Annotated in this window: 23 protein-coding genes and 1 pseudogene; 13 read left to right on the forward strand and 11 right to left on the reverse strand. The window is 67.7% G+C overall.

What is annotated here, in order from left to right:
- Positions 1-216 precede the first annotated feature (216 nt).
- Entirely contained in the window at positions 217-939 is a 723-nt protein-coding gene (locus Q8R27_RS00535) for an energy transducer TonB (RefSeq protein WP_305697177.1), read from the forward strand.
- Positions 940-1,043: 104 nt separating this feature from the next.
- On the opposite strand, the gene Q8R27_RS00540 is transcribed toward Q8R27_RS00535, so the two are convergent.
- The 4 genes from Q8R27_RS00540 to otsB all read right to left on the reverse strand — a co-directional run bounded on the left by Q8R27_RS00540 (position 1,044) and on the right by otsB (position 6,323).
- Entirely contained in the window at positions 1,044-1,421 is a 378-nt protein-coding gene (locus tag Q8R27_RS00540) for a DUF6559 family protein (RefSeq protein WP_371134627.1), read from the reverse strand.
- Positions 1,422-1,482: 61 nt separating this feature from the next.
- Positions 1,483-4,152, reverse strand: coding sequence for a DNA ligase D (gene ligD / locus Q8R27_RS00545; RefSeq protein ID WP_305697179.1), 2,670 nt, complete (start codon positions 4,150-4,152; stop codon positions 1,483-1,485).
- Positions 4,153-4,176: 24 nt separating this feature from the next.
- Positions 4,177-5,580, reverse strand: coding sequence for a trehalose-6-phosphate synthase (locus Q8R27_RS00550; protein WP_305697180.1), 1,404 nt, complete (start codon positions 5,578-5,580; stop codon positions 4,177-4,179).
- Positions 5,577-6,323: a trehalose-phosphatase gene (gene otsB, locus Q8R27_RS00555; protein ID WP_305697181.1), complete on the reverse strand. Its 747-nt coding sequence runs from the start codon at positions 6,321-6,323 to the stop codon at positions 5,577-5,579. Before otsB ends, Q8R27_RS00550 begins: the two co-directional genes overlap by 4 nt.
- 176 nt (positions 6,324-6,499) lie before the next feature.
- On the opposite strand from otsB, the gene zwf reads away from it, so the two are divergent.
- From zwf to Q8R27_RS00570, 3 genes are all read left to right on the forward strand, one after another.
- On the forward strand, positions 6,500-7,963 hold the full coding sequence (gene zwf, locus Q8R27_RS00560; protein WP_305697182.1) for a glucose-6-phosphate dehydrogenase: 1,464 nt from the start codon (positions 6,500-6,502) through the stop codon (positions 7,961-7,963).
- 85 nt (positions 7,964-8,048) lie between these two features.
- Positions 8,049-8,225 carry a hypothetical protein gene (locus Q8R27_RS00565; protein WP_305697183.1) on the forward strand — a complete coding sequence of 59 codons (177 nt, stop codon included), beginning with the start codon at positions 8,049-8,051 and terminating at the stop codon, positions 8,223-8,225.
- A gap of 103 nt (positions 8,226-8,328) precedes the next feature.
- Positions 8,329-8,718, forward strand: a complete 390-nt coding sequence (locus Q8R27_RS00570) for a hypothetical protein (RefSeq protein WP_305697184.1) — start codon at positions 8,329-8,331, stop codon at positions 8,716-8,718.
- Between the two features lie 24 nt (positions 8,719-8,742).
- On the opposite strand, the gene Q8R27_RS00575 is transcribed toward Q8R27_RS00570, so the two are convergent.
- Positions 8,743-9,849: an HPP family protein gene (locus Q8R27_RS00575; protein WP_305697185.1), complete on the reverse strand. Its 1,107-nt coding sequence runs from the start codon at positions 9,847-9,849 to the stop codon at positions 8,743-8,745.
- 74 nt (positions 9,850-9,923) lie between these two features.
- Here Q8R27_RS00575 and ccmC point away from each other — a divergent pair, with 74 nt between their 5' ends.
- The 4 genes from ccmC (at position 9,924) to Q8R27_RS00595 (ending at position 11,649) form a co-directional block, all read left to right on the forward strand.
- A complete protein-coding gene (gene ccmC / locus Q8R27_RS00580) occupies positions 9,924-10,652 on the forward strand; it encodes a heme ABC transporter permease CcmC (RefSeq protein ID WP_305697186.1) in 729 nt (242 codons plus the stop codon).
- A gap of 7 nt (positions 10,653-10,659) precedes the next feature.
- Positions 10,660-10,824, forward strand: a complete 165-nt coding sequence (gene ccmD / locus Q8R27_RS00585; protein WP_305697187.1) for a heme exporter protein CcmD — start codon at positions 10,660-10,662, stop codon at positions 10,822-10,824.
- The gene (locus Q8R27_RS00590; protein ID WP_305697188.1) at positions 10,821-11,336 is read left to right on the forward strand and encodes a DsbE family thiol:disulfide interchange protein; all 516 of its coding nucleotides are present in this window, start codon (positions 10,821-10,823) and stop codon (positions 11,334-11,336) included. The genes ccmD and Q8R27_RS00590 overlap by 4 nt, the downstream gene beginning before the upstream one ends.
- 67 nt (positions 11,337-11,403) lie before the next feature.
- Positions 11,404-11,649, forward strand: coding sequence for a hypothetical protein (locus Q8R27_RS00595; RefSeq protein WP_305697189.1), 246 nt, complete (start codon positions 11,404-11,406; stop codon positions 11,647-11,649).
- 67 nt (positions 11,650-11,716) lie between these two features.
- Here Q8R27_RS00595 and Q8R27_RS00600 read toward each other — a convergent pair whose 3' ends face one another.
- A complete protein-coding gene (locus Q8R27_RS00600; RefSeq protein ID WP_305697190.1) occupies positions 11,717-12,352 on the reverse strand; it encodes a TetR/AcrR family transcriptional regulator in 636 nt (211 codons plus the stop codon).
- Between the two features lie 143 nt (positions 12,353-12,495).
- On the opposite strand from Q8R27_RS00600, the gene Q8R27_RS00605 reads away from it, so the two are divergent.
- The 3 genes and pseudogenes from Q8R27_RS00605 to Q8R27_RS00615 all read left to right on the forward strand — a co-directional run bounded on the left by Q8R27_RS00605 (position 12,496) and on the right by Q8R27_RS00615 (position 14,759).
- A complete protein-coding gene (locus Q8R27_RS00605; RefSeq protein ID WP_371134628.1) occupies positions 12,496-13,311 on the forward strand; it encodes a UDP-2,3-diacylglucosamine diphosphatase in 816 nt (271 codons plus the stop codon).
- A gap of 56 nt (positions 13,312-13,367) precedes the next feature.
- Positions 13,368-13,541: pseudogene (locus Q8R27_RS00610) on the forward strand (TetR/AcrR family transcriptional regulator); the annotation flags it as partial.
- A 123-nt stretch (positions 13,542-13,664) separates the two neighbouring features.
- Positions 13,665-14,759: a glycosyltransferase family 1 protein gene (locus Q8R27_RS00615; RefSeq protein WP_305697196.1), complete on the forward strand. Its 1,095-nt coding sequence runs from the start codon at positions 13,665-13,667 to the stop codon at positions 14,757-14,759.
- 161 nt (positions 14,760-14,920) lie between these two features.
- Here the strand turns inward: Q8R27_RS00615 and Q8R27_RS00620 are convergent, their stop codons facing one another.
- From Q8R27_RS00620 to phnC, 5 genes are all read right to left on the reverse strand, one after another.
- Positions 14,921-15,958, reverse strand: coding sequence for a substrate-binding domain-containing protein (locus Q8R27_RS00620; RefSeq protein ID WP_305697197.1), 1,038 nt, complete (start codon positions 15,956-15,958; stop codon positions 14,921-14,923).
- Positions 15,959-16,017: 59 nt separating this feature from the next.
- The gene (locus Q8R27_RS00625; protein ID WP_305697191.1) at positions 16,018-17,241 is read right to left on the reverse strand and encodes an OprO/OprP family phosphate-selective porin; all 1,224 of its coding nucleotides are present in this window, start codon (positions 17,239-17,241) and stop codon (positions 16,018-16,020) included.
- 135 nt (positions 17,242-17,376) lie between these two features.
- Positions 17,377-18,189 carry a phosphonate ABC transporter, permease protein PhnE gene (gene phnE, locus Q8R27_RS00630; protein ID WP_305594919.1) on the reverse strand — a complete coding sequence of 271 codons (813 nt, stop codon included), beginning with the start codon at positions 18,187-18,189 and terminating at the stop codon, positions 17,377-17,379.
- A complete protein-coding gene (gene phnD / locus Q8R27_RS00635; protein WP_305697192.1) occupies positions 18,190-19,194 on the reverse strand; it encodes a phosphate/phosphite/phosphonate ABC transporter substrate-binding protein in 1,005 nt (334 codons plus the stop codon). It abuts the gene before it with no gap.
- Positions 19,191-19,985: a phosphonate ABC transporter ATP-binding protein gene (gene phnC / locus Q8R27_RS00640; RefSeq protein ID WP_305697193.1), complete on the reverse strand. Its 795-nt coding sequence runs from the start codon at positions 19,983-19,985 to the stop codon at positions 19,191-19,193. The genes phnD and phnC overlap by 4 nt, the downstream gene beginning before the upstream one ends.
- Positions 19,986-20,214: 229 nt before the next feature.
- Here phnC and Q8R27_RS00645 point away from each other — a divergent pair, with 229 nt between their 5' ends.
- Together Q8R27_RS00645 and Q8R27_RS00650 are read left to right on the forward strand one after the other, a co-directional pair.
- On the forward strand, positions 20,215-21,468 hold the full coding sequence (locus tag Q8R27_RS00645) for a type III PLP-dependent enzyme (RefSeq protein ID WP_305697194.1): 1,254 nt from the start codon (positions 20,215-20,217) through the stop codon (positions 21,466-21,468).
- Between the two features lie 95 nt (positions 21,469-21,563).
- Positions 21,564-21,799 (forward strand): deoxyhypusine synthase family protein (locus Q8R27_RS00650; RefSeq protein ID WP_305697195.1); only part of this gene is annotated, 236 nt, incomplete at its 3' end.

Here is a 21,799-nt window from a genome sequence, read left to right on the forward strand (position 1 = left end):
CGACGTGACGTGCAGGTTCCAACGAAATCGCCGCCGGCGGAAGGCCTCTAGCGACCAATGGCGGATTGGCGCGCCGTCTCTAGACCAAAGAGATCTGCAGCTCGACGCCAACCTCGGCTACGTCTTGGACAGCGAAGACCCGACGGAGGGCGAGATGGTCGTGGTCGACACGAGCAAGCGGTTGAAGCGAATCGAGCGACCGGGAGAAGTAAGAGGATGATGTCGATCCTGGCTCTCATGGCCCTCGCAGCCTCGGGTGACGCAAGCACCGCGCCGGTTCCGCCAATCGAAGAGGTCAGGTTCGCACCGCTGCCGACATCCGAGCGCGCCTTTGAGGCTCTTGGGCCCGTCGGGCCGTTCTACCCTGCCTCAGCGGCACAGGCTCGGCAGAATGGAGAAGCCATCATCCGGTGCCACACCGGTCCGGCCGGCGCACTGGCGCGCTGCAAGGTGATCTCGGAGCGGCCCGCTCGCTACGACTTCGGCGTCGCCGCGACCACGTTGGCGCAGCGTAAGCGAATTTTCTCCGTCTCGAGCCATCCGCCAGGCGAGGCGATAATGGTTCGCGTCCCCTTCGTGTTGGATGCGCTGGCGTCTTCCCCGGCCTCGCCGCCTGTAGATGACGTTGGGCCATTGAGAGCAGCGTCGCTGAAGTGGCGATCCACGCCGAGCGGTGGCGACTTCGCGCATGTTTTTCCGGCTGTAGCGCAACGAGATTCCGTCGAGGGGAAAGCGATCCTGCTGTGTCGCATAAGCCCAACGCGAGGGCTCAACGGCTGCACGGTGCAAACAGAAACCCCAGGGAACTACGGATTTGGGCGCGCGGCCGTATTGCTAAGTAAGAGGTTCACCCTGGATCAAATACAAACCGACCCTCGTGCATTAGAAGGCGCCGAGGTTCTACTCAGCTTGGTTTTTCGCCTCCCCAAAAAATCCTGATGTTCGAATCCAGCCGCCAGATACTGCGAAGATCCAAACCTCTCTCCGCCGCAGAAGGTGTCATGCCCGCCGTGGTTCTGGCCAGGATACGTCGCATGCGAATCCTAGAAGTGCCAGGCTCCTCCATAACGGCTGGCGGCCGCATCATTCGAGATCGCGGAGGCCCAGTATGTACCGGTAAATCCGCCGGGTAATTCCTTCTCGAACAGATTTCTCGCAACGTCGTATTCCGGATGGGCGCCTTGGGGCAGGCAGGTATCGTAGTCGTCGGGTGTGAGGAACGCCGCCAGGGCGATGAAATCGAATTTCCCGTGGAGGCCGGTCTCCTGCAAAGCTCGACGCACCTGTTGCGGCGTGTAGTATTTCGATGACCCCCAGTTCCTGGTCATCACCAACGGCAGCTGACGCACCATCTTCCGCGCTGCACGCCGCGTTTGGAACTGAGTAAGCCAGCCCATCCTGGTCCCCGCCTTAAAGCTCATTGATGATGCGAGCCTGTGTCTGCAGGCTGGTCAAGGCCCGCTGCCCCAGCGCATGAAACCCTCACCCCAGCTTCCGGATCGCCGCGCTCAGCGGCCGCTCGCCGTCGCAGTAATCGGCCCAGGCCTCCGTCTTCGCCAGCAGTCCCGGCACGGTCCGCACGGTGTAGCGCCTCGGGTCCAGCCCGGCCTTCACCTGGCTCCAGGTCAGCGGCATCGACACCGTGGCCCCTTCCCGCGCGCGCGGTGACAGCGGCGCCACCGCCGTCGCCATGCGGTCGTTGCGCAGGTAGTCGAGGAAGATGCGGCCCTGGCGGAGCTTCTTGGCCATGTTGACCACGTAGCGGTCGGGGCTGTCGGCGGCCATCTGGGTGCACACCTTCTGGGCGAAGGCCTTGGCCGCCGGCCAGTCGGGTTTGCCCGCGCCTTTCTGCGCCTTCAGCGGCGTGACCACGTGCAGACCCTTGCCGCCCGTGGTCTTGCAGAAGCTGACCAGGCCCAGGGCGTCGAGGCGGTCGCGCACCTCAAGCGCGGCCTTGATCACCGTCTCGAACGTCACGTCCGGCCCGGGGTCGAGGTCGAACACCAGGCGGCCAGGGACCTCCGGCGCGAACGGCTGGCAGTTCCACGGGTGGTATTCCAGCGCCCCGATCTGGGCCAGCGCCGCCAGCCCCTCGATGCGGTCGACCTGAAGGTAGGGCTTGTGATCGCCGAATACCTCCACCTCCTCCAGCAGGCTGGACGAGCCCTTGCCCGCGTGGCGCTGGAAGAACAGTTGCCCGCCCACCCCGTCCGGCGCGCGGATGATCGAGCACGGCCGCCCTTTCAGGTGCCGCATCATCCACGGCCCCACCGCCTCCAAGTAGCGGGCGAGGTCGAGCTTGGTGACCGGCTGGTCCTTCTCGGCCGAGTTCGGCCACAGCGGCTTGTCGGGGTTGGACAGTGTGACGCCCATCACCACCGGCGGGCCGGCCGGCGCGGCGCGCTTCGCCGGCGTCTTGGATGAGCCGGTCTGCGCCTTGCCGGGGGTCGGTTCGGCGAGCTCGATCTCGGCGGGATGGGCCGGCGCCTCGGCCTCGACCTCCTCCGCCGGCTTGTCGGCGCGCAGGCCCTTGAACGATCCCTGCCGCACCATGCCGCCGCCGGTGAAGCCTGCGAACTCGATCTCGGCCACCAGCTCGGGCTTGGCCCAGTGCACGCCCGGGCCCTTGCGCGGCACGCCTGGTCCGCTGAACGGACTTGCCTGCGCTTCAAGAGGCGCCAGCTTGGGCAGCACGCGCGCCACCGTCTCGCGGCCGAAGCCTGTGCCCACCCGGCCGGTGTAGATCAGCTTGCCGTCGCGATGGACGCCTACCAGCAGCGAGCGCAGTTGCCCCGCCTCGCCCGTCCAACCGCCGATCACCACCTCGTGGCCAGCCCGGCACTTGGACTTGGTCCAGGCGTCCTGGCGGCCCGAGCGATAGGGCGCGTCCAGCCGCTTCGAGACGATGCCCTCCAGCGACATGCGGCAGGCCGACTGCAGCACTGCGTCGCCCGCGGTCTCGAAGTGGTCGACGTAACGGATGCGCGTCCCCGCGCCTTCCAGCGCCGCCCCCAGACGTTGCTTGCGCTCGCGCAGGGTCAGGTCGCGCAGGTCCTCGCCGTCCGCAAACAGCAGGTCGAAGGCGAAGAAGATCAGGTCGTCGGTCTTGCCGTCCGACAGCGCCGCCTGCAGGGCGGGGAAGTCGGGCGAACCGGCATGGTCCAGGGCGCAGGCCTCGCCGTCATAGACGCCGTCGGCCAGTTTCGCGCCCTCGCGGGCGATGGCCTTGAACTTCGCCGTCCAGTCCAGGCCCTTGCGGGTCTTCAGTGTCGCCTTGCCGCCCTCGACGCGAAGCTGCAGCCGGTAGCCGTCGAACTTGATCTCGTGTCCCCAGCCCGCGCCGGGCGGCGGCCGGTCCACCAGCTTGCATAGGGCCGGTTCAATGAACCCCGGCGTCGCAGCGATCTTGGGGGTGGGCGAGGCCGCCTTGGCTTTCGGAGCGGCTTTCGCCTTCGTCGCCGTCTTCGGTTCAGCCGTCGCCGGTTCCGCGCGGTTCGACCGCCACACCGCGTCCGGCGCAGCCGCCTTGGCGCTCTTGGTCATGAACGGCGTCGGCCCGCGGCCCTTGCCGGCGGCGATGTCGTCCAGCGCTCGCCCGGAGGCGACGGACTTGGTCTCCACCTCCACCAGACCTTGCGCGGCGCCGTCCACCGCCCAGCCGTCGTGGTGTTTGATCAGCAGCCAGTTGTCGTGTTTTTCCTTCTCACGGCGCTTCATCCGTATAAGGACGAAGCCGCCTTTCAGGCGTTCTCCGTCGAGGATGAACTTCAGTTCGCCCTTGGCCAGCCCTGCGTGGGCGTCGAACCCCGGCTCCGGCTCCCAATAGCCGCGGTCCCACAGCATCACTGTCCCGCCGCCGTACTGGCCGGCGGGGATCGTGCCTTCGAAGTCGCCATAGTCGAGCGGGTGATCTTCGGTCTGCACGGCCAGGCGCTTGTCGGCCGGATCCAGCGACGGCCCGCGGGTCACCGCCCAGGACTTGAACACCCCGTCCAGTTCCAGCCGGAAGTCGTAGTGCAGGCGAGTTGCGGCATGCTTCTGGATCACGAAACGCAAGCGTTCGGACTTAGCCGTCTGATCGGCGCCGCTGGGCTCCGGGGTCTGGTTGAAATCCCGCATCGACCGGTAGCGAGCGAGCTTGTCGAGCGCCATCTGCCCCAACCCCTTAGGGACGCCTCAGCCCGCCAGGGCGGCCTTGGACTGCGCGTCGTCGTCGGCCAGCGCGGTGACGAAGGCGTCGCGCCAGCCCTCCACGTCCTCGCCCTGGACGTTCTCGAACAGAGCGCGCCAGCGGCGGATTCGCTCCGCCAGCCCCATCGACAGGGCTCGCTTCAGCGCATCGGCGATCTCCTCGGGGCTGTTGGGGTTGACCAGCAGCGCCTCCTTCAACTGGGTCGCCGCGCCGGCGAAGCGCGAGAGCACCAGCACGCCGGGGTCCTGCGGGTCCTGGGCGGCGACGAACTCCTTGGCCACCAGGTTCATCCCGTCGCGCAACGGCGTCACCAGCCCGACGCTCGCTGCGCCATAGATGCCGGCTAGGTCGTCGCGCCGGTAGTTGCGGTTGACGTAGCGCACCGGGTTCCAGTCGACGTCGGCGAACTCGCCGTTGATCCGACCTGACAGGGCGTCCAGCCGGGCGCGGATCTCCTGATATGTGTCGACACCCTCGCGCGACACCGGCGCGATCTGCAGCATCAGCACCTCGCGCCGCAGGTCGGGATTGTCCGCCAGCAGCCGCTCGAAACCTAAGAAGCGCTCCTCCAGGCCCTTGGAATAGTCCAGCCGGTCGACGCCGATGATCATCTGCTTGAACACGGTGGAGGCGGTCATGATGTCGCGCATCCGCCGGGCGCGCGGGCCGCGGACCATCTGGGCGAAGTCCTTGGCGTCGATGCCGATCGGGAACTCGCCGACGCTGAGCGTGTGGCCGAAGGCGCGCAGCTTGTCGGGCGCGATCCGCTCACCGGCGGCCTCGGTCAGCACATATTCCTCGAACGCCTGCAGATACTCGTGGGTCTGGAACCCGACCAGGTCGTAGTCGAACATCGCCTGCACCAGTTGCCGGTGGCCCGGCAGGGTGGCGATCACCTGATAGGCCGGCCAGGGCACGTGCAGGAAGAAGCCGATGCGGTTGCGCACCCCCAGCGCCCGTAGCTCGCGCGCCAGCGGGATCAGGTGGTAGTCATGCACCCAGATCAGGTCGTCCGGCGCGATCAGCGGCCGCAGGGTTTCGGCGAACCGCCGGTTCACCCGCTCATAGCCCTCGCCGTACGAACGGTCGTAGGCGGTCAGATCCATCCGGTAGTGGAACAACGGCCACAGCGTCTTGTTGGCGTAGCCGTTGTAGTACTCGTTGAAGTCGGTCTCCTCGAGATCAACGGTGGCCGCCGTCACCCCGTCGAATTCCTCGATGCTGAGCTCGCCGGTGAAGGCCGGCACGGTGCGCCCGCTCCAGCCGAACCACAGGCCCGAGTATTGGCGAAGCGCCGCCGAAAGCGCCATGGCCAGGCCGCCGACGCTCTCGTCGCCCTTGCCCGTGGGCGGATTCACCCGGTTGGACACCACGATCAGCCGGCTCACAGCGAGGCCTCCAGCCAAGCCAGCGCCGCGTCCACGTCGTCCAGCCGCCAGCGGGCGTGGCTGCGCCGCTCAGGTCCCACCAGCACGCCGAAGCCGCCCGCGACCTCCGCGCCCACGAAACCGTCCTCGTCTGTCTGGTCGTCGCCGACGAACACCGGCTGGGCGCCGGCAAACGGCGCGCTCTTCAGGAACGCGGCCAGCGCATCGCCCTTATCGGGGCCTGGGGTGCGCAGCTCCACCACCATGTGGCCATCCTGGCGCATCAGGCCCGTGGCCGCCGCCAACTCACCCGCCAGCACGCCCGCGGCTTGCGCCAGCGCCGGAGCCTGGCGAAAATGGAGGGCGACGCTCGGGCCCTTGTCCTCGACGATCAGACCCGCGTCACGCGCCGCGAACCGTTCGAACCCGCTGCGGGCCATCAACAGCCCGGGATGAACCGCGGCGGCGTGGATGCGTCCGTCGGCGTCGCGCCGCACCAGGCCGTGGACCGCGGCGACCGCGGCCACGCGCCCCTCCAGGATGCGATCGACATCGGCCAGAGCCCGGCCGCTGATCACCGCGAGGCGCCCATCCAGCGCGATCGCCAGTCGCTCCAGCAGGCTGGTGCGTCGTGGGTCGGGCACGACGTCCTGCGGCCTGGCCGCGATCTGCGCCAGGGTGCCGTCCAGGTCGAGGAACAGCGCCGTCCCGGAAAGCTTGAGCGCGGGCGGCGGCATGCCGATGCTGAGTTCCTGCAGTCCCATATTTCCTCTGGTTGCCGCTTGCGCAGCGGCGCCTCCGCGCGCAGCGGCCCGCGCGGCGTGCAGCCGTGGTGCAACTCTTCCGTCCGTGGATATGAACGATGCAGACGCCTTGACGTTGCAAGGCGCGTTCGACGCTATCTCGCGCTTCGCGTTCTTGTGAGCAGAAGGTGCACGCCATGCCCGAATCCCAAGCCGACATCATCGTGCTGTTCGGCGGCACGGGGGACCTGGCGCAGCGCATGCTGCTGCCGTCGCTCTACTTCCTCGACGTCGACGGCTTCCTGCCCGAAGGCCTGCGCATCGTCGCAACCGCACGCGCCGAGATGGACCGCGACGCCTTCGTCGAGATGGCCCGACAGGCGGTGTGCGAGCGGGCCGCGCAGGGGCTTTGCGACGCGGATTGGACGCGGTTTGCCGCCCGCCTAGACTACGCCGCCGCCGACGCCACGCGGCCCGAGGGTCTGCAGGCGCTGAAGCCGCTGCTGGCCGACGCCCGACGACCGATGTTCTACCTGGCTCTGTCGCCCAGCCTGTACGGGCGGGTCTGTTCGGCGCTGGCCGACGCGGGCCTGGTCAACGAGCGCACTCGCATCGTGCTGGAGAAGCCTATCGGCCGCGACCTGGAAACCTCGCGCCAGATCAACGCCGCGGTCGGCGCGGTGTTCTCCGAAGACCGGATTTTCCGCATCGACCACTACCTGGGCAAGGAGACGGTGCAGAACCTTATCGCCCTGCGCTTCGCCAACGCCCTGTTCGAGCCGCTGTGGAACAATCTCACCATCGACCACGTGCAGATCACCGTCGCCGAGACCGAGGGCGTCGGCGAGCGCTGGCCCTACTACGACGAGTACGGCGCCCTGCGCGACATGGTGCAGAACCACATGCTGCAACTGCTCTGCCTGGTGGCCATGGAGCCGCCCGTCGACCTCGAGCCCGACTCCGTGCGTAACGAGAAGGTCAAGGTGTTGCGCTCGCTGCGCCCCTTCACCCGCGCCGAGGCGCAGAGCTCCAGCGTGCGCGGCCAGTACGCGGCCGGCGTGGTCGGCGGGGAAACCGCCCAGGGCTATGAGACAGAGCGCGGCCAGCCCAGCCCCACCGAGACGTTCGTGGCCCTCCGCGCCGACATCGACAACTGGCGCTGGGCCGGCGTGCCGTTCTTCCTGCGCACCGGCAAGCGCCTGCCCGAGCGCCGCACCCAGATCGCCATCCAGTTCAAGGAGGTGCCACACTCGATCTTCGGCGGCGCGGCCAAGGCCGACCTCACCGCCAACCGCCTGGTCATCGACCTGCAACCCGACGAGGACATCGAACTCACCCTGATGAACAAGTCGCCGGGTCTGTCGCAGGGGTCCATGCGCCTGCAGGCCATGCCGCTGTCGCTGTCGCTGCTGCGCGCCTACTCCGGTCCCGGCGCGCGCCGGCGCATCGCCTACGAGCGGCTGTTGCTGGATGTGGTCAACGGGGCCTCGACCCTGTTCGTGCGCCGCGACGAGGTGGAGGCAGCCTGGCGCTGGATCGACGGCATCGCCGAGTCCTGGCGCGACGCCGGCCTCGCCGCCAAGCCCTACGCCGCCGGAAGCTGGGGCCCCGCCGGCGCCTTCGCGCTGATCGAGCGGGCCGGGCGCGCCTGGTACGACTGACGCAACGGCGCCTGCTCGCCTGTGGCGCGAAGATTGCTCCTCCCGATTCACCGGCCAGCAGGCCGTATCATCGGGAGACAATCACATGGGCATGTCCCTGGAACTCGCCAACGCCCGCGCCTTTGCAGAAGCCGAAGAGCGCCTGAAGCAATACGGCGCACTGGCGCCTGACCTGTGCATCGAAGAGTACATGGCGCTCGGCGTCGAGAACCCCCGCCGCCAGGAACTGACCAAGGTCATCGCCGCGCTCAGCATGATGTAGGCGGCTGGCAGGGCTAGCGCCCCTGCGCGATGAACGGCTGTTCGTCCCGGACGTTTGGAAGAGTATCGTCGAGCTGACGAGAGAGCTTCCGAAGGTCCACGCCATGCGCGCACTCATCGTCTCAGCCGCCGCCGTCCTGGCGATCGCCGCGTCCACGGCCTCCGCCGCCGACGCGCCGAAGCCTGAGCGCAACTGCTTCGTCAGCAACAGCTGGCAGGGCTGGAGCGCGCCGGGCGACAGCGACTTCCTGCTGTTGCGGGTGAGCGGGAGAGACATCTGGCGGGTCGACCTGACCCCGGGCGTGCACGTCAACAAGAGCCCCAACCGGTTCCTGGTCAACGAGATGCGCGGCTCCACCTGGATCTGCTCGGCCATCGATCTCGACCTGACGCTGTCCGACCGTGACGGCTTCCGCCAGCCGCTGATCGCGAAGTCGCTGCGCAAGCTGACCCCCGAAGAGATCGCCGTCGTCCCGCCTAGAGACCTTCCCTGACCGCGCAGACCTGACCTTCATATGTCAAGGTAGCGAACCGCCTTGGCGTTCTCTGCCGGCCACAACCGCCTCGACGACATGGGCCCGGTAGAGCACCGCCAGTAGATCGGTCTGGGTGATCACGCCCAGGAGCACGCGGTCGGCGTCCACCACCATCACCTCGTGCGCCTTGCCGCTGGACAGGAGCGGGAACAACGTCTCGATCGCCGCGCGCGGTGGAACGCGGTGCACGAACGGGTCGATCACACTCTCCACCGGTCGGCTACGCCCGGCTGCGAGCTCGGCGCGGCGCGCCATGCCCACGACGCGACGGCGATCGTCGATCACAGGGGCTACCCGCAAGTCGTGCTGGCGAAGGTAGGCAAGCGCGCTCTCGCAGCTCTGATGAGCGTCGAGCGCCACCACGTCTCGGGACATGATCTCTTCGCAGCGGATCTGCGAATGGATGCGCCGGCTGGCCTGGATCTCAACCTGATGGAACAGGGCGTCGAGATCTTCGCGGCTGACGTCCAGCAGTTCGCCGTACTGGGCCAAGGCTGCGTCGATATCGGCGGAGGTGAATCCGCCGCGCTCGCTGGGTGGACGGTCATGTGTCCCATGCGGGCTGGCTGGCAGATGCGCGCGGTGCGGATAGCTGCGCCCGCTCAGCTTCACGGCCACCGTTGATGAGAGGACCAGCAGGACCGAACACAACGCAACCGGCCCGACAACGGTCTCGAGGCTTGGAGCGCTCGCCAGAGCTGCGCCCAGCGCGACCGCGCCTCCGGGCGGGTGCAGGCATCCGAGCATCAGCATCACCAGGATCGCCGCGCCCACGGCGACGGCGGCGGCGAGGATCGGCTGGTGGATCGCCATCGCGCAGCCCAGCCCCACCAGTCCCGACAGGACATTGCCGCCGATCACGGCGCGCGGCTGGGCCAGGGGACTTGCAGGAACCGCGCAGATCAGCACCGCCGAGGCGCCGATCGGCGGAGCGAGTAAGGGTTCGAGACGCAGGTCTCCGACCACCGCGGCATGGGCTGCAAAACCGGTGATCGCCACCACTGCGACGGCGCTGAGCGCTGCGCGGCAGCCTGTGGAGAACGAAACCGGCGTGGGGCCCCGCAGCAGGGGAAGGCGGAGGGGTGTCATCGACGCGTCGTGCCTGAACGGCCGATGGGCTTCAACCCATTGGCATAGACCGCGCCGGAGGCTAAGCCCGCCGCATGATCCCGGCGCCCGCCTTCCTGTCCAATCCGGAGCGGTTCATGGCGTTCTCGCGCTGGGCGGCGCCGTTGTTCGGCGTGATCGCTACAGGGCTCGCGCTGGCTGGCCTGTGGCTCGGCTTCACCGCGCCCGAGGACTACCAGCAGGGCGACACGGTGCGGATCATGTTCATCCATGTTCCCGCCGCCTGGATGAGCCTGTTCGTCTACCTCTGCCTGGGGGGCGCCAGCCTGCTGTCGCTGGTGTTCCGACACGTGCTGGCCGACGCCGCCGCCCAGGCCGCGGCTCCGCTCGGCGCGGCCTTCACCTTCCTCGCCCTGGTCACCGGCGCGCTCTGGGGACGGCCGATGTGGGGCGCCTGGTGGGTGTGGGACGCGCGCCTGACCTCGGTGCTGGTGCTGTTCCTGTTCTACCTGGCCTACATCGCGTTGCGCGGCGCTATGGACGACGAGGCCAAGAGCGCGCGCGCCGCGGCGATCCTGGCCCTGGTCGGCTTGGTCAACCTGCCGATCGTCCACTGGTCGGTGAACTGGTGGAACACCCTGCACCAGGGCGCCTCGGTGTTCCGCGCCCAGGGCCCGACGATGGCGGCGGTGTACCTTTGGCCGCTGCTGCTGATGGCGCTCGCCTACATGGGGGCGTTCGGCGCGTTGTGGCTGGTGCGTATCCGCGCGGAGTTGTGGCGCCGACGCGCCGAGGCCGCCGCCATGCGCGCGGCGCGGGGCTGAGGGTCGCATGCTCGACCTCGACCCCGCACCCTACGCCGCCTACGTCTGGCCGGCCTACGCCGCAACGGCCCTGGTGTTCGTGGCGATGATCGGGCTGTCGCTCGCGCATGCGAGGCGCTGGCGCGCCCGCGCCGGGGAGGTCCGCAAGGACGCGCCCAGGGACACGACGTGAAGCGCTGGCTGGCCGCCCTGCCGTTGATCGCCCTGGCGGCGCTCGGCGCGCTATTCGCCCTCTACGCCCTCAACCGCAATCCGCACGTCGAGCCCCAGGCGCTGGTCGGCAAGCCGGTCCCGGCGCTGACCTTGCCCGACCTCGATGGCGGCGTCGCCCGGCCCCTGCGCGCGGCGCTGGGCGACGGCCCGGCCCTGGTCAACTTCTACGCCTCCTGGTGCGCGCCCTGCGAGGTGGAGCAACCGGCCCTCGTCGCCCTGAAGGCCAGTGGCGTGCGCATCATCGGCGTCGCCTACAAGGACGCGCCGCAGAACGCCCAGGCCTTCCTCGATCGCCTGGGCGACCCGTTCGCCGCGCGCCTGGTGGATCGCGATGGCCGCGGCGGCATCGAGTTCGGGGTCACCGGCGTGCCCGAGACCTTCGCCGTGCGCGCCGACGGCGTCATCGCCGCCAAGCACTCCGGACCGATGTCGCTCAGCCAGGCGCAGGCGCTGCTCGCCAAGGCCCGTTAACCAGCTGTTGAGCAGCGCGCCAACATGGTAAGCGCAAGGTTAATCCCGCTCACCGGACCCGCGCCCCGTGACCCCGATCCGCCCGCCCGCGATCACCGACTCCCCGGCCGTCCAGCGCAGCGACCCGGCGCGCGACGCCGCACAACGAGCGTTCTTCGAGGCCGCGCTCGGCCGCACGCCTGCGCCCAATCCCGTGGTTCCTGCCCAAGCTCAGGCCGTGGCGCCCGCGGCGGTCCAACGGATCCCCGATCCGGAGGCGCCCGCGCCGACCCGCATCCTGCGCCCAGGCTCGCTGCTCGACATCAGGGTCTGAGACCCAACATCCACGGCACGTCATTCCCGGCTTGGCTCGAGGGTGACGTCAGTGAGGAAAGGGCGTCCTACTCGGGCCAGAGGTCTTGGACGTCGCCTTTGCGGTTCAGCATCCGCACCGCGCGCTTGACGATCGCCAGCAGCCGTTCGCGCCGCGCATCCTGATCGTAGGTCAGCGCGCCGCGCGCCAGGCCCTCGAGCAGGAAGCGTCCGAGGTCGCGGCTGGCCTGGAAGCGCGCGCCGCCGCCGGCCTGGGCCAGCGCCAGGAAGCGCTCGCCCACCTGGGCGCGGTCGAAGGCGTTCTGCGCCGCCGACAGCCGCTCGCGCAGCATCGGGTCCGTGCGCGCCGCGGATTCGAGTTCGGCGAAGGCCACGAACGGCGCAGTGTGCAGCAGCGCCCAGTAGGCGTCGATCGCCTGCTCAGTGGCGTCGCCGCCCGGCGAGGCGGGCTTGGAAGCGGCTTCCTCGAACAGTCGCGCGCGTTCGACCTCGATGTGCGCGACGGCGGCCTGAACCAGCTCCTCGCGTCCGGCGAAATGATAGAGCATCGCCCCGCGCGTCAGCTTCGCCGCATCGGCGATCAGGCCATTGGTCGCGGCGTGGTACCCCACCTCCGCGAACAGCTTCATGGCTGCATCGAGAATGCGTGATCGGGTACGCCGGGATTTCGGCGTCTGCTTGGGGGAATAGGTTCTGGCGTCCATCGTATGACAACGAGCGATCGGGGAGGATCGCCGCAACGTCTACCAGCCCTCCCCTGCGACACGCTAGCGCAGAGCTGCTGTTTCACGAAAGCGACGCAAAATCAGCTTAACCCGCAGGCAGATTAGGGCTCTAGGGGCGGGGCATGCCCGATTTCGGATTACAGCGTTATCGTAGCGTGTTCATTTCCGACGTCCACCTCGGCACGCGTGGCTGTCAGGCGGAGCTTCTGCTGGACTTCATCCGCCTCACCGAGTTTGACCGACTCTATCTGGTTGGAGACATTGTCGACGGTTGGAAGATGAAGCGTGGCTGGTTCTGGCCGCAGAGCCACAACGATGTGGTGCAGAAGATCCTGCGCCTCGCCCGGCGCGGCGTCGAAGTGATCTACATCCCCGGCAACCACGACGATCAGGTGCGTGACTTTTGCGGCATCCACTTTGGCGGCGTGGTAGTGGCGCGCGACACGATCCACCAGACCGCCGACGGCCGCCGGTTCCTGGTCACCCATGGCGACGAGTTCGACGGCGTGGTCCGCTATGCGCCGTGGCTGGCGCATCTGGGGGACGCGGCCTACTGCGCTCTGCTCGCCGCCAACACGACCTTCAACCGCCTGCGCAGGCGCCTCGGCCTCGGCTACTGGAGCCTCTCGGCCTACCTGAAGGGTCGGGTGAAAAATGCGCTGCAGTTCATCGATGGCTTCGAGACCGCGCTCGCCGACGAAACGCGACGCCGTGGCGTCGACGGGGTGATCTGTGGCCACATCCACAAGGCCGAGATGCGGATGATCGACGGCGTGCTCTATGTGAACGACGGCGACTGGGTGGAAAGCTGCACCGCGCTGGTCGAGCACGACGACGGCCGGCTGGAGATCCTCGACTGGGCCAAGGCGCGGCCCCTCGCCGCAGTCCACGCCGCGCGCGGCCTGGCGAACGCCGAGCCGGAGCCGGCGCTCGCCTGAGCGCGCGTTGACAGCCCCGTCGAATTGAAGGCAGTTCCCCTGCCATGATCCCGCCGATGCCCGCGACCCTGCGCGATCGCCAGAAGGCCGCGACCCGAGAACAGATTCTGCGGGCCGTGGCGCGCCTGATCGAGGCAGGCCCGCTTGAGGACCTGAGCTACGCCGAGGTCGCCAAGGCGGCCGGCGTCGGCGAGCGCACCGTCTATCGCCACTTCCCAACCAAGGAAGCGCTGCTGGGCGCCTTCTGGGCCTGGCTGCAGACCCAGGCGGCACAGGCGGATGCGCCGCCCGTGCGGCCCAGGCCCGCGCGCCTGCGCGACGCGATCACCGCGCCCCGGGACGCCCAGCGCCCGATGCGCATCCTGCTGGCCACCGACGCCTGGGAGCCGCAGGTCAACGGCGTCGTGCGCACCCTGACCCGCGTCGTCCAGGAGCTGCGCGAGATGGGCCACACCGTCGAGGTGGTCAGCCCCGACCAGTTCAAGACCTTTCCGCTGCCCACCTATCCGGAGATCAAGGTGGCTCTGGGCGCCTATGAGCCGGTGCAGGAACGCTTCAAGGCCTTCGAGCCCGAGGCCGTGCACATCGCCACTGAAGGGCCCATCGGCCTCGCCGCGCGGCGCATCTGCGTGGAATGGAAGCTACCTTTCACCACCAGCTATCACACCCGCTTCCCGGAATACGTGTCTGCCCGCCTGCCGCTGCCGCTGGCCGCCGGCTACGCCTACATGAAGTGGTTCCACAAGCCGTCGGGCCGCCTGATGGTCGCCACGCCGACCATGCGCGACGAGCTCGCGCGCCACGGCTTCCGCAACATCTCCGCCTGGTCGCGCGGTGTTGACACCAACAGCTTCCACCCGCGCGCCGAGCACGAGCCGGACATCTTCGAGGGCCTCGCCAGGCCGGTGTTCCTTTATGTCGGCCGCGTCGCCGTCGAGAAGAACATCGAGGCTTTCCTCGGCCTGAACCTGCCCGGGACCAAGGTGGTGGTCGGCGACGGCCCGCAGCGCGAGGACCTGATCGTCGAGCATCCGGACGCGAAGTTCGTCGGCGCCAAATTCGGGGACGAATTGGCCGCCCACTTCGCCTGCGCCGACGTATTCGTCTTCCCGTCGCTCACCGACACCTTCGGCCTGGTGATCCTCGAGGCGATGGCCGCCGGCACCCCGGTGGCGGCCTATCCGGCGCCCGGCCCGATCGACCTGATCCCCAATTCCGGCGCGGGCGTGCTGGCCCACAGCGCCACCGAGGGCCTACGCGAGGCCTGTCTGGACGCGCTGAAGCTGGATCGTTCGGTGGTCCGCGCCTTCGCCGAGACCTTCTCCTGGCGCGCCTGCGCCGAGGATTTCCTGCGCAACCTCCAGCCCTATCCGGAGCCGGAGAAGACCCGCTTCTGGCGCCGCCTGCGCCGCCTCGCCCGGGTCCGCCGCCGCCCGTCGGTCGCCTGAGCCGCAGCGCGCCCCTTCAGTCTTTCGCTTGCGGCAACTCCCCGTGCAACGTGGGAGGTGGCGCGCCCAACGGCCGCAACCGCAGGCGCGGCGCCACGAAAAAAAGCCGCCGCGGGGTGAGCCGCGACGGCTTTGATCGAATCGAGCGGATCGGCGTCTGATCAGGACGTCGGGCGGGCCATGGGCGTGAGCTTGGCGATCGCCTGCTTCTGGGCATCGTGCTGGCTCTGGGGTAGCGGGATCAAGCCCCGCGACTGCAGATAGCCCCCACGCCCGGTCGCTGCGTCCGAAACTAGCTCTTGCATGAACTCCGGCAGCCCCTTGGTGACGCCGACATGGGCCTTCTTCACGTAGATGTAGAGCGAGCGCGACAGCGGGTAGGAGCCGTCGGAGATCGCGCCTGCCGTCGGCGCCACGCCGTTGACCGACGCGCCCTTAACCTTGTCCATATTCTCCTCGAGGAAGGAGTAGCCGAACACGCCCAGCGCGCCCGGCGTCTTGGTCAGGGTCTGGACGATGGCGTTGTCGTTTTCGCCTGCGTCGATCCAGCCGTTCTTACGCAGCGGGTCGACCATTTCCTTGAACTTCTTCTCGTTGTTCGAGCGCAGTTCATCGGCTGTCGGGAACTTGCGCGCACCCGCTTCGATTCCCAATTCCAGGAAAGCGTCTCGGGTGCCCGACGTCGGCGGCGGGCCGTAGACCTGGATGCGGTTGCCGGGCAGGCCCGAACCGACTTCATCCCAGGTGGTGTAGGGGTTGGGCACGAATTTGCCGCCGCGAAGGACGTTGGCGGCGAGGCCCAGGTAAAGGTGCTCGAGCTTGAAGTTGTAGCTCGGGCCTTCCTTGTCGGTGGCCACGACGATGCCATCGAAGCCGATCTTGATCTGAACGATGTCCTTCACACCCTTGGCGGCGCATTGGTCGAACTCGGACTTCTTCATCGGCCGCGAGGCGTTGGCGATGTCCGGGAAGGCGTCGCCGACGCCGCTGCAGAACAGCTTGATGCCGCCGCCGGTGCCCAGGCTCTCGACCTTGGGGGCCTTCGAGCCGGTCTTCTTGGCGTAGTTCTCCGCCACCCGCGTCACGAACGGGAAGACGGTGGACGATCCCGCCGCCCACACGTAGTCGCGGGCGGCTTGCGCCCCGGTGGCCGGCAGGAGCAGGGCCGCGGCAGCGGCACATCCCATCAGTTGCTTGATCATGAGGTTCTCCTCGAAACGGTCGGCCTTGCCCCTAAGGCAGAGCCGCCTGGGGTTATCTAGAAGTCGAACTGCGCTCGAAACTGCAGGGTCTCGACGTCCACGTCAGCGCCGACAGCCGGATTGTCGTTCTCGGACTTCGTATAGTTCGCCATGAAGCGGACGTAGGGGTGCGGATACCAGTTCGCGCCCAGCGTCCAGGCTGAATACTCGCCTGCCGTGGTTGGCGCGCCGGTGATTTTCGTCAGATCGACGTTGTCGTAGCGAGCGGCCAGTTCCACCGCGCCGAACCCGCCGCTGGTCATCGGGTTGAGGATGCGGGTCCGCCCAAGTTCACCCTTTTTGACGTCCAGGTTTCGCATCTCGCCGGTCACGAACCAGGAGCCGGCCACATAGAAGGTGCGGAAGTCCTGATTCAGGCCTGCCAGCCGGTCTACATCCACGTTCGCCCACTCGGCCTGGACCGAGAATGGACCTTGGATGAACAAGCCCTCCAGACCGATCATGCGATCCGAGACGCCGACCGCGCCGCTAGAGGTGTAGCGGGCGCCGTAATTGGTATTGTTGCGGACCTGGTAGTTGAAGTTGGCTTGGTCCTGGCGATCGCGATAACGCGCCCAGGCGCCCAAGTGCAGTTTGGTGGCGTCGGCGTTGATCGGAACCCACGTTACGCGCGCGTTCGCACCGAAGGTCTCGCTACCGCCGGTCGGCCCTTGCGCCGGGTCCGCTGCGTTGACCGAGTCTCCAGACACCGCCGCCATCGCCGTCCACGTCTCGCCGTTTAGCTTCACAGCGACGTTCATCACACGGCCGACGTCCAGCGCGTCATTGAAGGGTCCGCGCTCCATGAAAGTGATGTAGCGCGAGGACGAGATGTTCTCGAACGACACGGTCTTAAAATTGCCGACCATTATCGAGGTAGTGTCGTTGGGCTTATATTCGAGGATCAGGTCCTCCCACTGCGTAGTGCCTCCAGCGCTAGAAACCGACGCTTCGGCTTTGTAGGCCCAGTTCGCATTCCACGTGCCCTCTACGCCCAGGCGTGCAGTGCGAACGCGCGACACATCAGCAGTCAGATCTGCGCCCGTTTGGCGATCGACCTCCTGGTGGATGGCATCCATATAGACCCGGCCGCGCACCTTGAACGTGACGGTATCGTTGGTCCATTGCGGCGCGCCCTTCCAGGCGACCGTGGTGTCCTGCGCATGCGCGCTCGTGCCGAGGCCAAGCGCAAGGATGACGCCTGCGCCGGCCCCGCCGAACAGCGAGGTCTTGATATTCATTTTTGAAGTCCTTTGCCTATCCCCGTACCCATTCAGGGTAGGGGCGGCTTAACGACGTCCCGTGACGGTCCGCGCAAAGTTTCGCGACAAACCGGCTTCGGTTTTGTGACAGTCGATCCGTCTACGGACGATCGTTCAGATCAGGCGGCTGCGCATGGCCTGCGACAGAAGATCGATCAGCGACACCGCCACGATGATCACGATGATGATCGTCGATAGTTCCTGATAGGCGAAGGCGTTCAGCGACTCGAACAGCACCTGGCCGATGCCGCCGGCGCCGATCAGCCCCAGCACGGTCGCGGCGCGCGAATTGGATTCGAACCGGTACAGCGCGTAGGACGCCCATAGCGGCGCCACCTGAGGGATCACCGCCCAGACCACCTCCTGCAGCGGCGCGGCGCCGGTGGCGCGGACGCCTTCCACCGGTCCGCGGTCGATCGCCTCGACGGCCTCGGAGAACAGCTTGGCCAGCACGCCGCCGGTGTTGATCGCCAGCGCCAGGACGCCCGCGAACGGCCCCAGTCCCACGGCGACGATGAAGAAGGTGCCGATCACCAGATCGGGGATCGAGCGCAGCAGGTTCATCAGCAATCGCATCGGCTGTTGCAGCCAGGGCGGTGAGATGTTGCGCGAGCAGACCAGGCCGAACGGGATCGCCAGCAACACCGCCAGACCCGTGCCCCACATGGCGATCTGCACGGTCAGCCACATCTGCGAGACGTAGAGTCCGATGTTGGTGAAGTCCGGCCGCAGCAGCTCGGCCCCGTACTGCCGCATGTTCTCGGAGTTGGAGAACAGCCGGCCGAGGTTGGACATCTCCACCGGCTTGAAGCTGATCACCAGCAGCACGATCACCGCGCCCCAGACCAGCATGTCCGGCGCGCGCTGCGCCAGGCTGCGGCTGGGCGGGGGCGGTATCCCCCCAGAAAGCGGCGTGGGCGTGCTCATCTACAGGTCTGGATTGACTGCGCGGCGCTGTGCGGCTTTGGCGCGGATGTCGTCGAAGGCCTTCTGCGCCGTGGCCACTCGGCCGGCGTCCCCGCTGCGCTTGGCGTCGGCCAGCGCCTCGCCCGCCTCCATCTCGCGGATCGGGTCTAGGTAGCTGTCGTCGGCGGCGCGGAAGCCGCCGTAGGCGAGGCCCTTCAGCACCTCGCGCTGCTTGTCGGCCACCGGTCCGTCACCGGTCCCGTAGGTCAGGAAAAACTGCCGCAGCTTCTCGCGGATCGCCGGGTCCAGGTCCTTGCGCGCCAGGATCGAGGATTCAGGCAAAGGCGGCGAGCGCCAGATGGTCTCGATCTTGTTGGCGATCGCCGGGTTCTCCCGCGCCGCGAACACCAGGCCGACGCTGTTGTTCGTGGCGACGTCCAGCACGCCGTTGGCCACGGAGAACACGTTCGCCTGGTGGCTCGCAGAGCGTACCGACTTGAAGCAAGCCGCGACGTCGATGCCTCGCGGCGTAAACAGGTAGGTCTTGGGCGCCAGCGTGCCCGAGGTCGACTTCGCGTCTCCCAGACCGAAGGTCAGCGTCTTGTCGCACTTCAGGACGCGATCGAGGGTGATGCCGCTACCCTTCTTCACGATCAGCACGGATTCGTAGGAATCCACGCCGCCGGAATCGACCACCCGACCCAGCACCTGGGCGTCGGCCCGGCGCACCGCCTCCAGCGCCGGCAGCGCCGAGAACCAGCCCACCTGGACCTGGTTGAAGCGCATCGCCTCGATCAACGAGGTGTAGTTGGTGGCGAAGAACGGCTTCACCTTGATGCCGATGCTGGCGGACATGTCGTCGATCAGCGGCTGCCACAGCGGCTGCATCGACGACTGGTTCTCCGCCGACAGGATCGAGAAGGTCAGCTCTTTCGGCGTCTCGCCCTTGGTCTCGGACGGTTTTGGCGAACAGCCCGCCAGGGCCAGCAGAGCCAGGGCCAGGACGGCCGTCAGGCGCAGGTTCATTGCGGCGCTCCTTCCCAGAAGACGTCTTCGAATTCCGGACCGTAGATGTCGACCAGCCGGTCGCGGTCGAGGCCGCTCGGCGGACCGTCATAGACCACCAGACCCGCCTTCAGCGCCACCACTCGGCGGCAGTACCGCAGCGCGTAATCCACCTGGTGCAGGGTGACCACGACCGTCAGGCCGTCGTCGCGGTTCAGTTCGCTCAAGGTCTCCATCACCCGACGCGCCGAGACCGGATCCAGCGAGGCCACGGGCTCGTCCGCCAGGACCACCTCGGCGCGCTGCACCAGGGCGCGGGCGATCGCCGCACGCTGCTGCTGGCCGCCGGAGAGCGTGCCGGCCCGCTGGGCGGCGTAGTCGGCGACGCCCACCCGGGCCAACGCGGCCATCGCCTGGGCGCGGGTGTCCGCCGGCCAAAGGCCCAGCACGCCGCGCCAGCCGGGCAGCCGCCCCAGCGCGCCCAGCACCACGTTGGTGAACAGGGTCAGACGGCCGACCAGGTTGAACTGCTGGAAGATGAAGCCGATGCGGGCGCGCACCTGGCGGACCTTGTCGCTGATCTTGCCGCGGGCCTGGACGGTCTCGCCGAACGCCTCGATGACGCCCTCGCCGGGATCGATGGCCTGAAGCCCGCTGATCGAGCGCAGCAGGGTCGACTTGCCGGAGCCCGACGGGCCGATCAGGGCGATCATTTCCCCGCGGGCGACCTGCAACGACACCCCGGCCAGCGCACGGCGCTCGCCGAAGCTTTTCGACACATTGCGCACGGACAAGACCGCAGCGTCGGCCATCCCGGCCATGCTCCCCCGAAGACCGCGCCGAAGACGCTCCGCTGCTTCATGGCATGCGCTTCGCCGATCGGTCTACCGTCGCGACAACCGCCTGCGCACGCTTGCATGCGCAGAACTCTTTACATCCGGGTCCGATGCCCCTATTTCGCACCGTTCCGGCGGACCCGATGTCCTGAAAAGCGCTGCTAACGCCGGATTGGGTTCAACTATCCATTGGGGGCTACGTGCATTGCACACGTATCATACGCCCCTGGACCTGGTCCGTGAGCGATCCCCGGAACGTCCTGTCGCCATCGCGCGACCGGATGCGGTGGCCGTAGCGGCGAACTGGTTCCAGGCGAATTTCAAAGGCGACGTCTTCTACGCTGTGAAAGCGAACCCTTCGCCATGGGTCATCGAGACCCTGGCCGCGAATGGGGTGAGGTCGTTCGACGTGGCTTCGGTCCCCGAGATCGAGCTGGTGGCCCAATATGCGCCCGGTTCGCGCATGGCGTTCATGCACCCGGTGAAGAGCCGGCGCGCGATCGCGGCCGCCTACTTCGACCACGGCGTGCGCACCTTCTCGCTCGACACCCATGAGGAGCTGGCGAAGATCCTCGAGGCGACGGACGGCGCCAAGGACCTCAACCTGATCGTGCGCCTGGCGGTGGCCGCTGACGGCGCGGCCTATTCCCTGTCCGGCAAGTTCGGCGTCGAGGCCCACGAGGCTCCGGCCCTGCTGCTGGCCACGCGCCGCGCCACCCAGGACCTGATGGGCGTCTCTTTCCACGTGGGCAGCCAGTGCATGCGTCCGACCGCCTATCAGGCGGCGATGAGCCAGGCCTCGCGCGCGCTGGTCCGCGCTGGCGTGTTCGCCGATGTGGTCGACGTGGGCGGCGGATTTCCGTCCGTCTATCCGGGCATGACGCCGCCAGCGCTGGCCGAATACATCGACTCCATCGACCGCGGCTTCGCTGAGATGATGGTCCATGAGACCACCGAGCTCTGGTGCGAGCCCGGCCGCGCGCTGGTCGCCGAAGCGTCCTCGATCCTCACCAAGGTCGAGCTGCGCAAGGGCGACGCCCTGTATCTGAACGACGGCTCCTACGGCAGCCTGTTCGACGCGGCGCACACCAAGTGGCCGTTCCCGGTCAAGCTGTTCCGCGGCGAAGCCGGCGAGGCGGTCGAGGTCGACGGCGCGCTGAAGCCCTACCGCTTTTACGGGCCGACCTGCGACTCGCTGGACCACATGCCGGGACCATTCTGGCTGCCCGAGGACATCGGCGAAGGCGACTACGTCGAGATCGGTATGCTGGGCGCCTATGGCGTGGCGATGAACACCCGCTTCAACGGGTTCGGCGACGCCGAGACCATCGAGGTCAACGACGCCCCCATGGCCTCCATGTTCGGCCTGGCCAAGCGCTCGATCTCGGTGCCGAAGACGGAAAACCACAACGTCGTGAAGCTGTCACGGGCGCGCGGGAAGAAGCGTCGGCGGAAATAACCGCCCGCTCAGTTGTTGATGGTCCAGCCGGTCGCTCCGTCCCGGCTGGGCTCCTTTTCCACGGACGGGCGCTCAAACTCCTGAGGATCAAGAGAATGAACGCTGACGTTCAAAACACGAACCGCAAGGCCGAGCTGCTCTCGACCACCGTCGAGCACGTGAGCATCGACCAGTACGACGCCCGTCCGATCATCGACTCGATGCGGCAGATGAGCTTCACCAGCCGCGACACCGCACGCGCCGCCGACATCCTGACCATGGCCCTGGAAGACAAGGCCTGCTCCACCTGGCTCACCCTGGCGGGCTCCACCAGCGCCGGCGGCTGCATGCA

The organism is Phenylobacterium sp. (assembly GCF_030697305.1).
GTDB lineage: Bacteria > Pseudomonadota > Alphaproteobacteria > Caulobacterales > Caulobacteraceae > Phenylobacterium.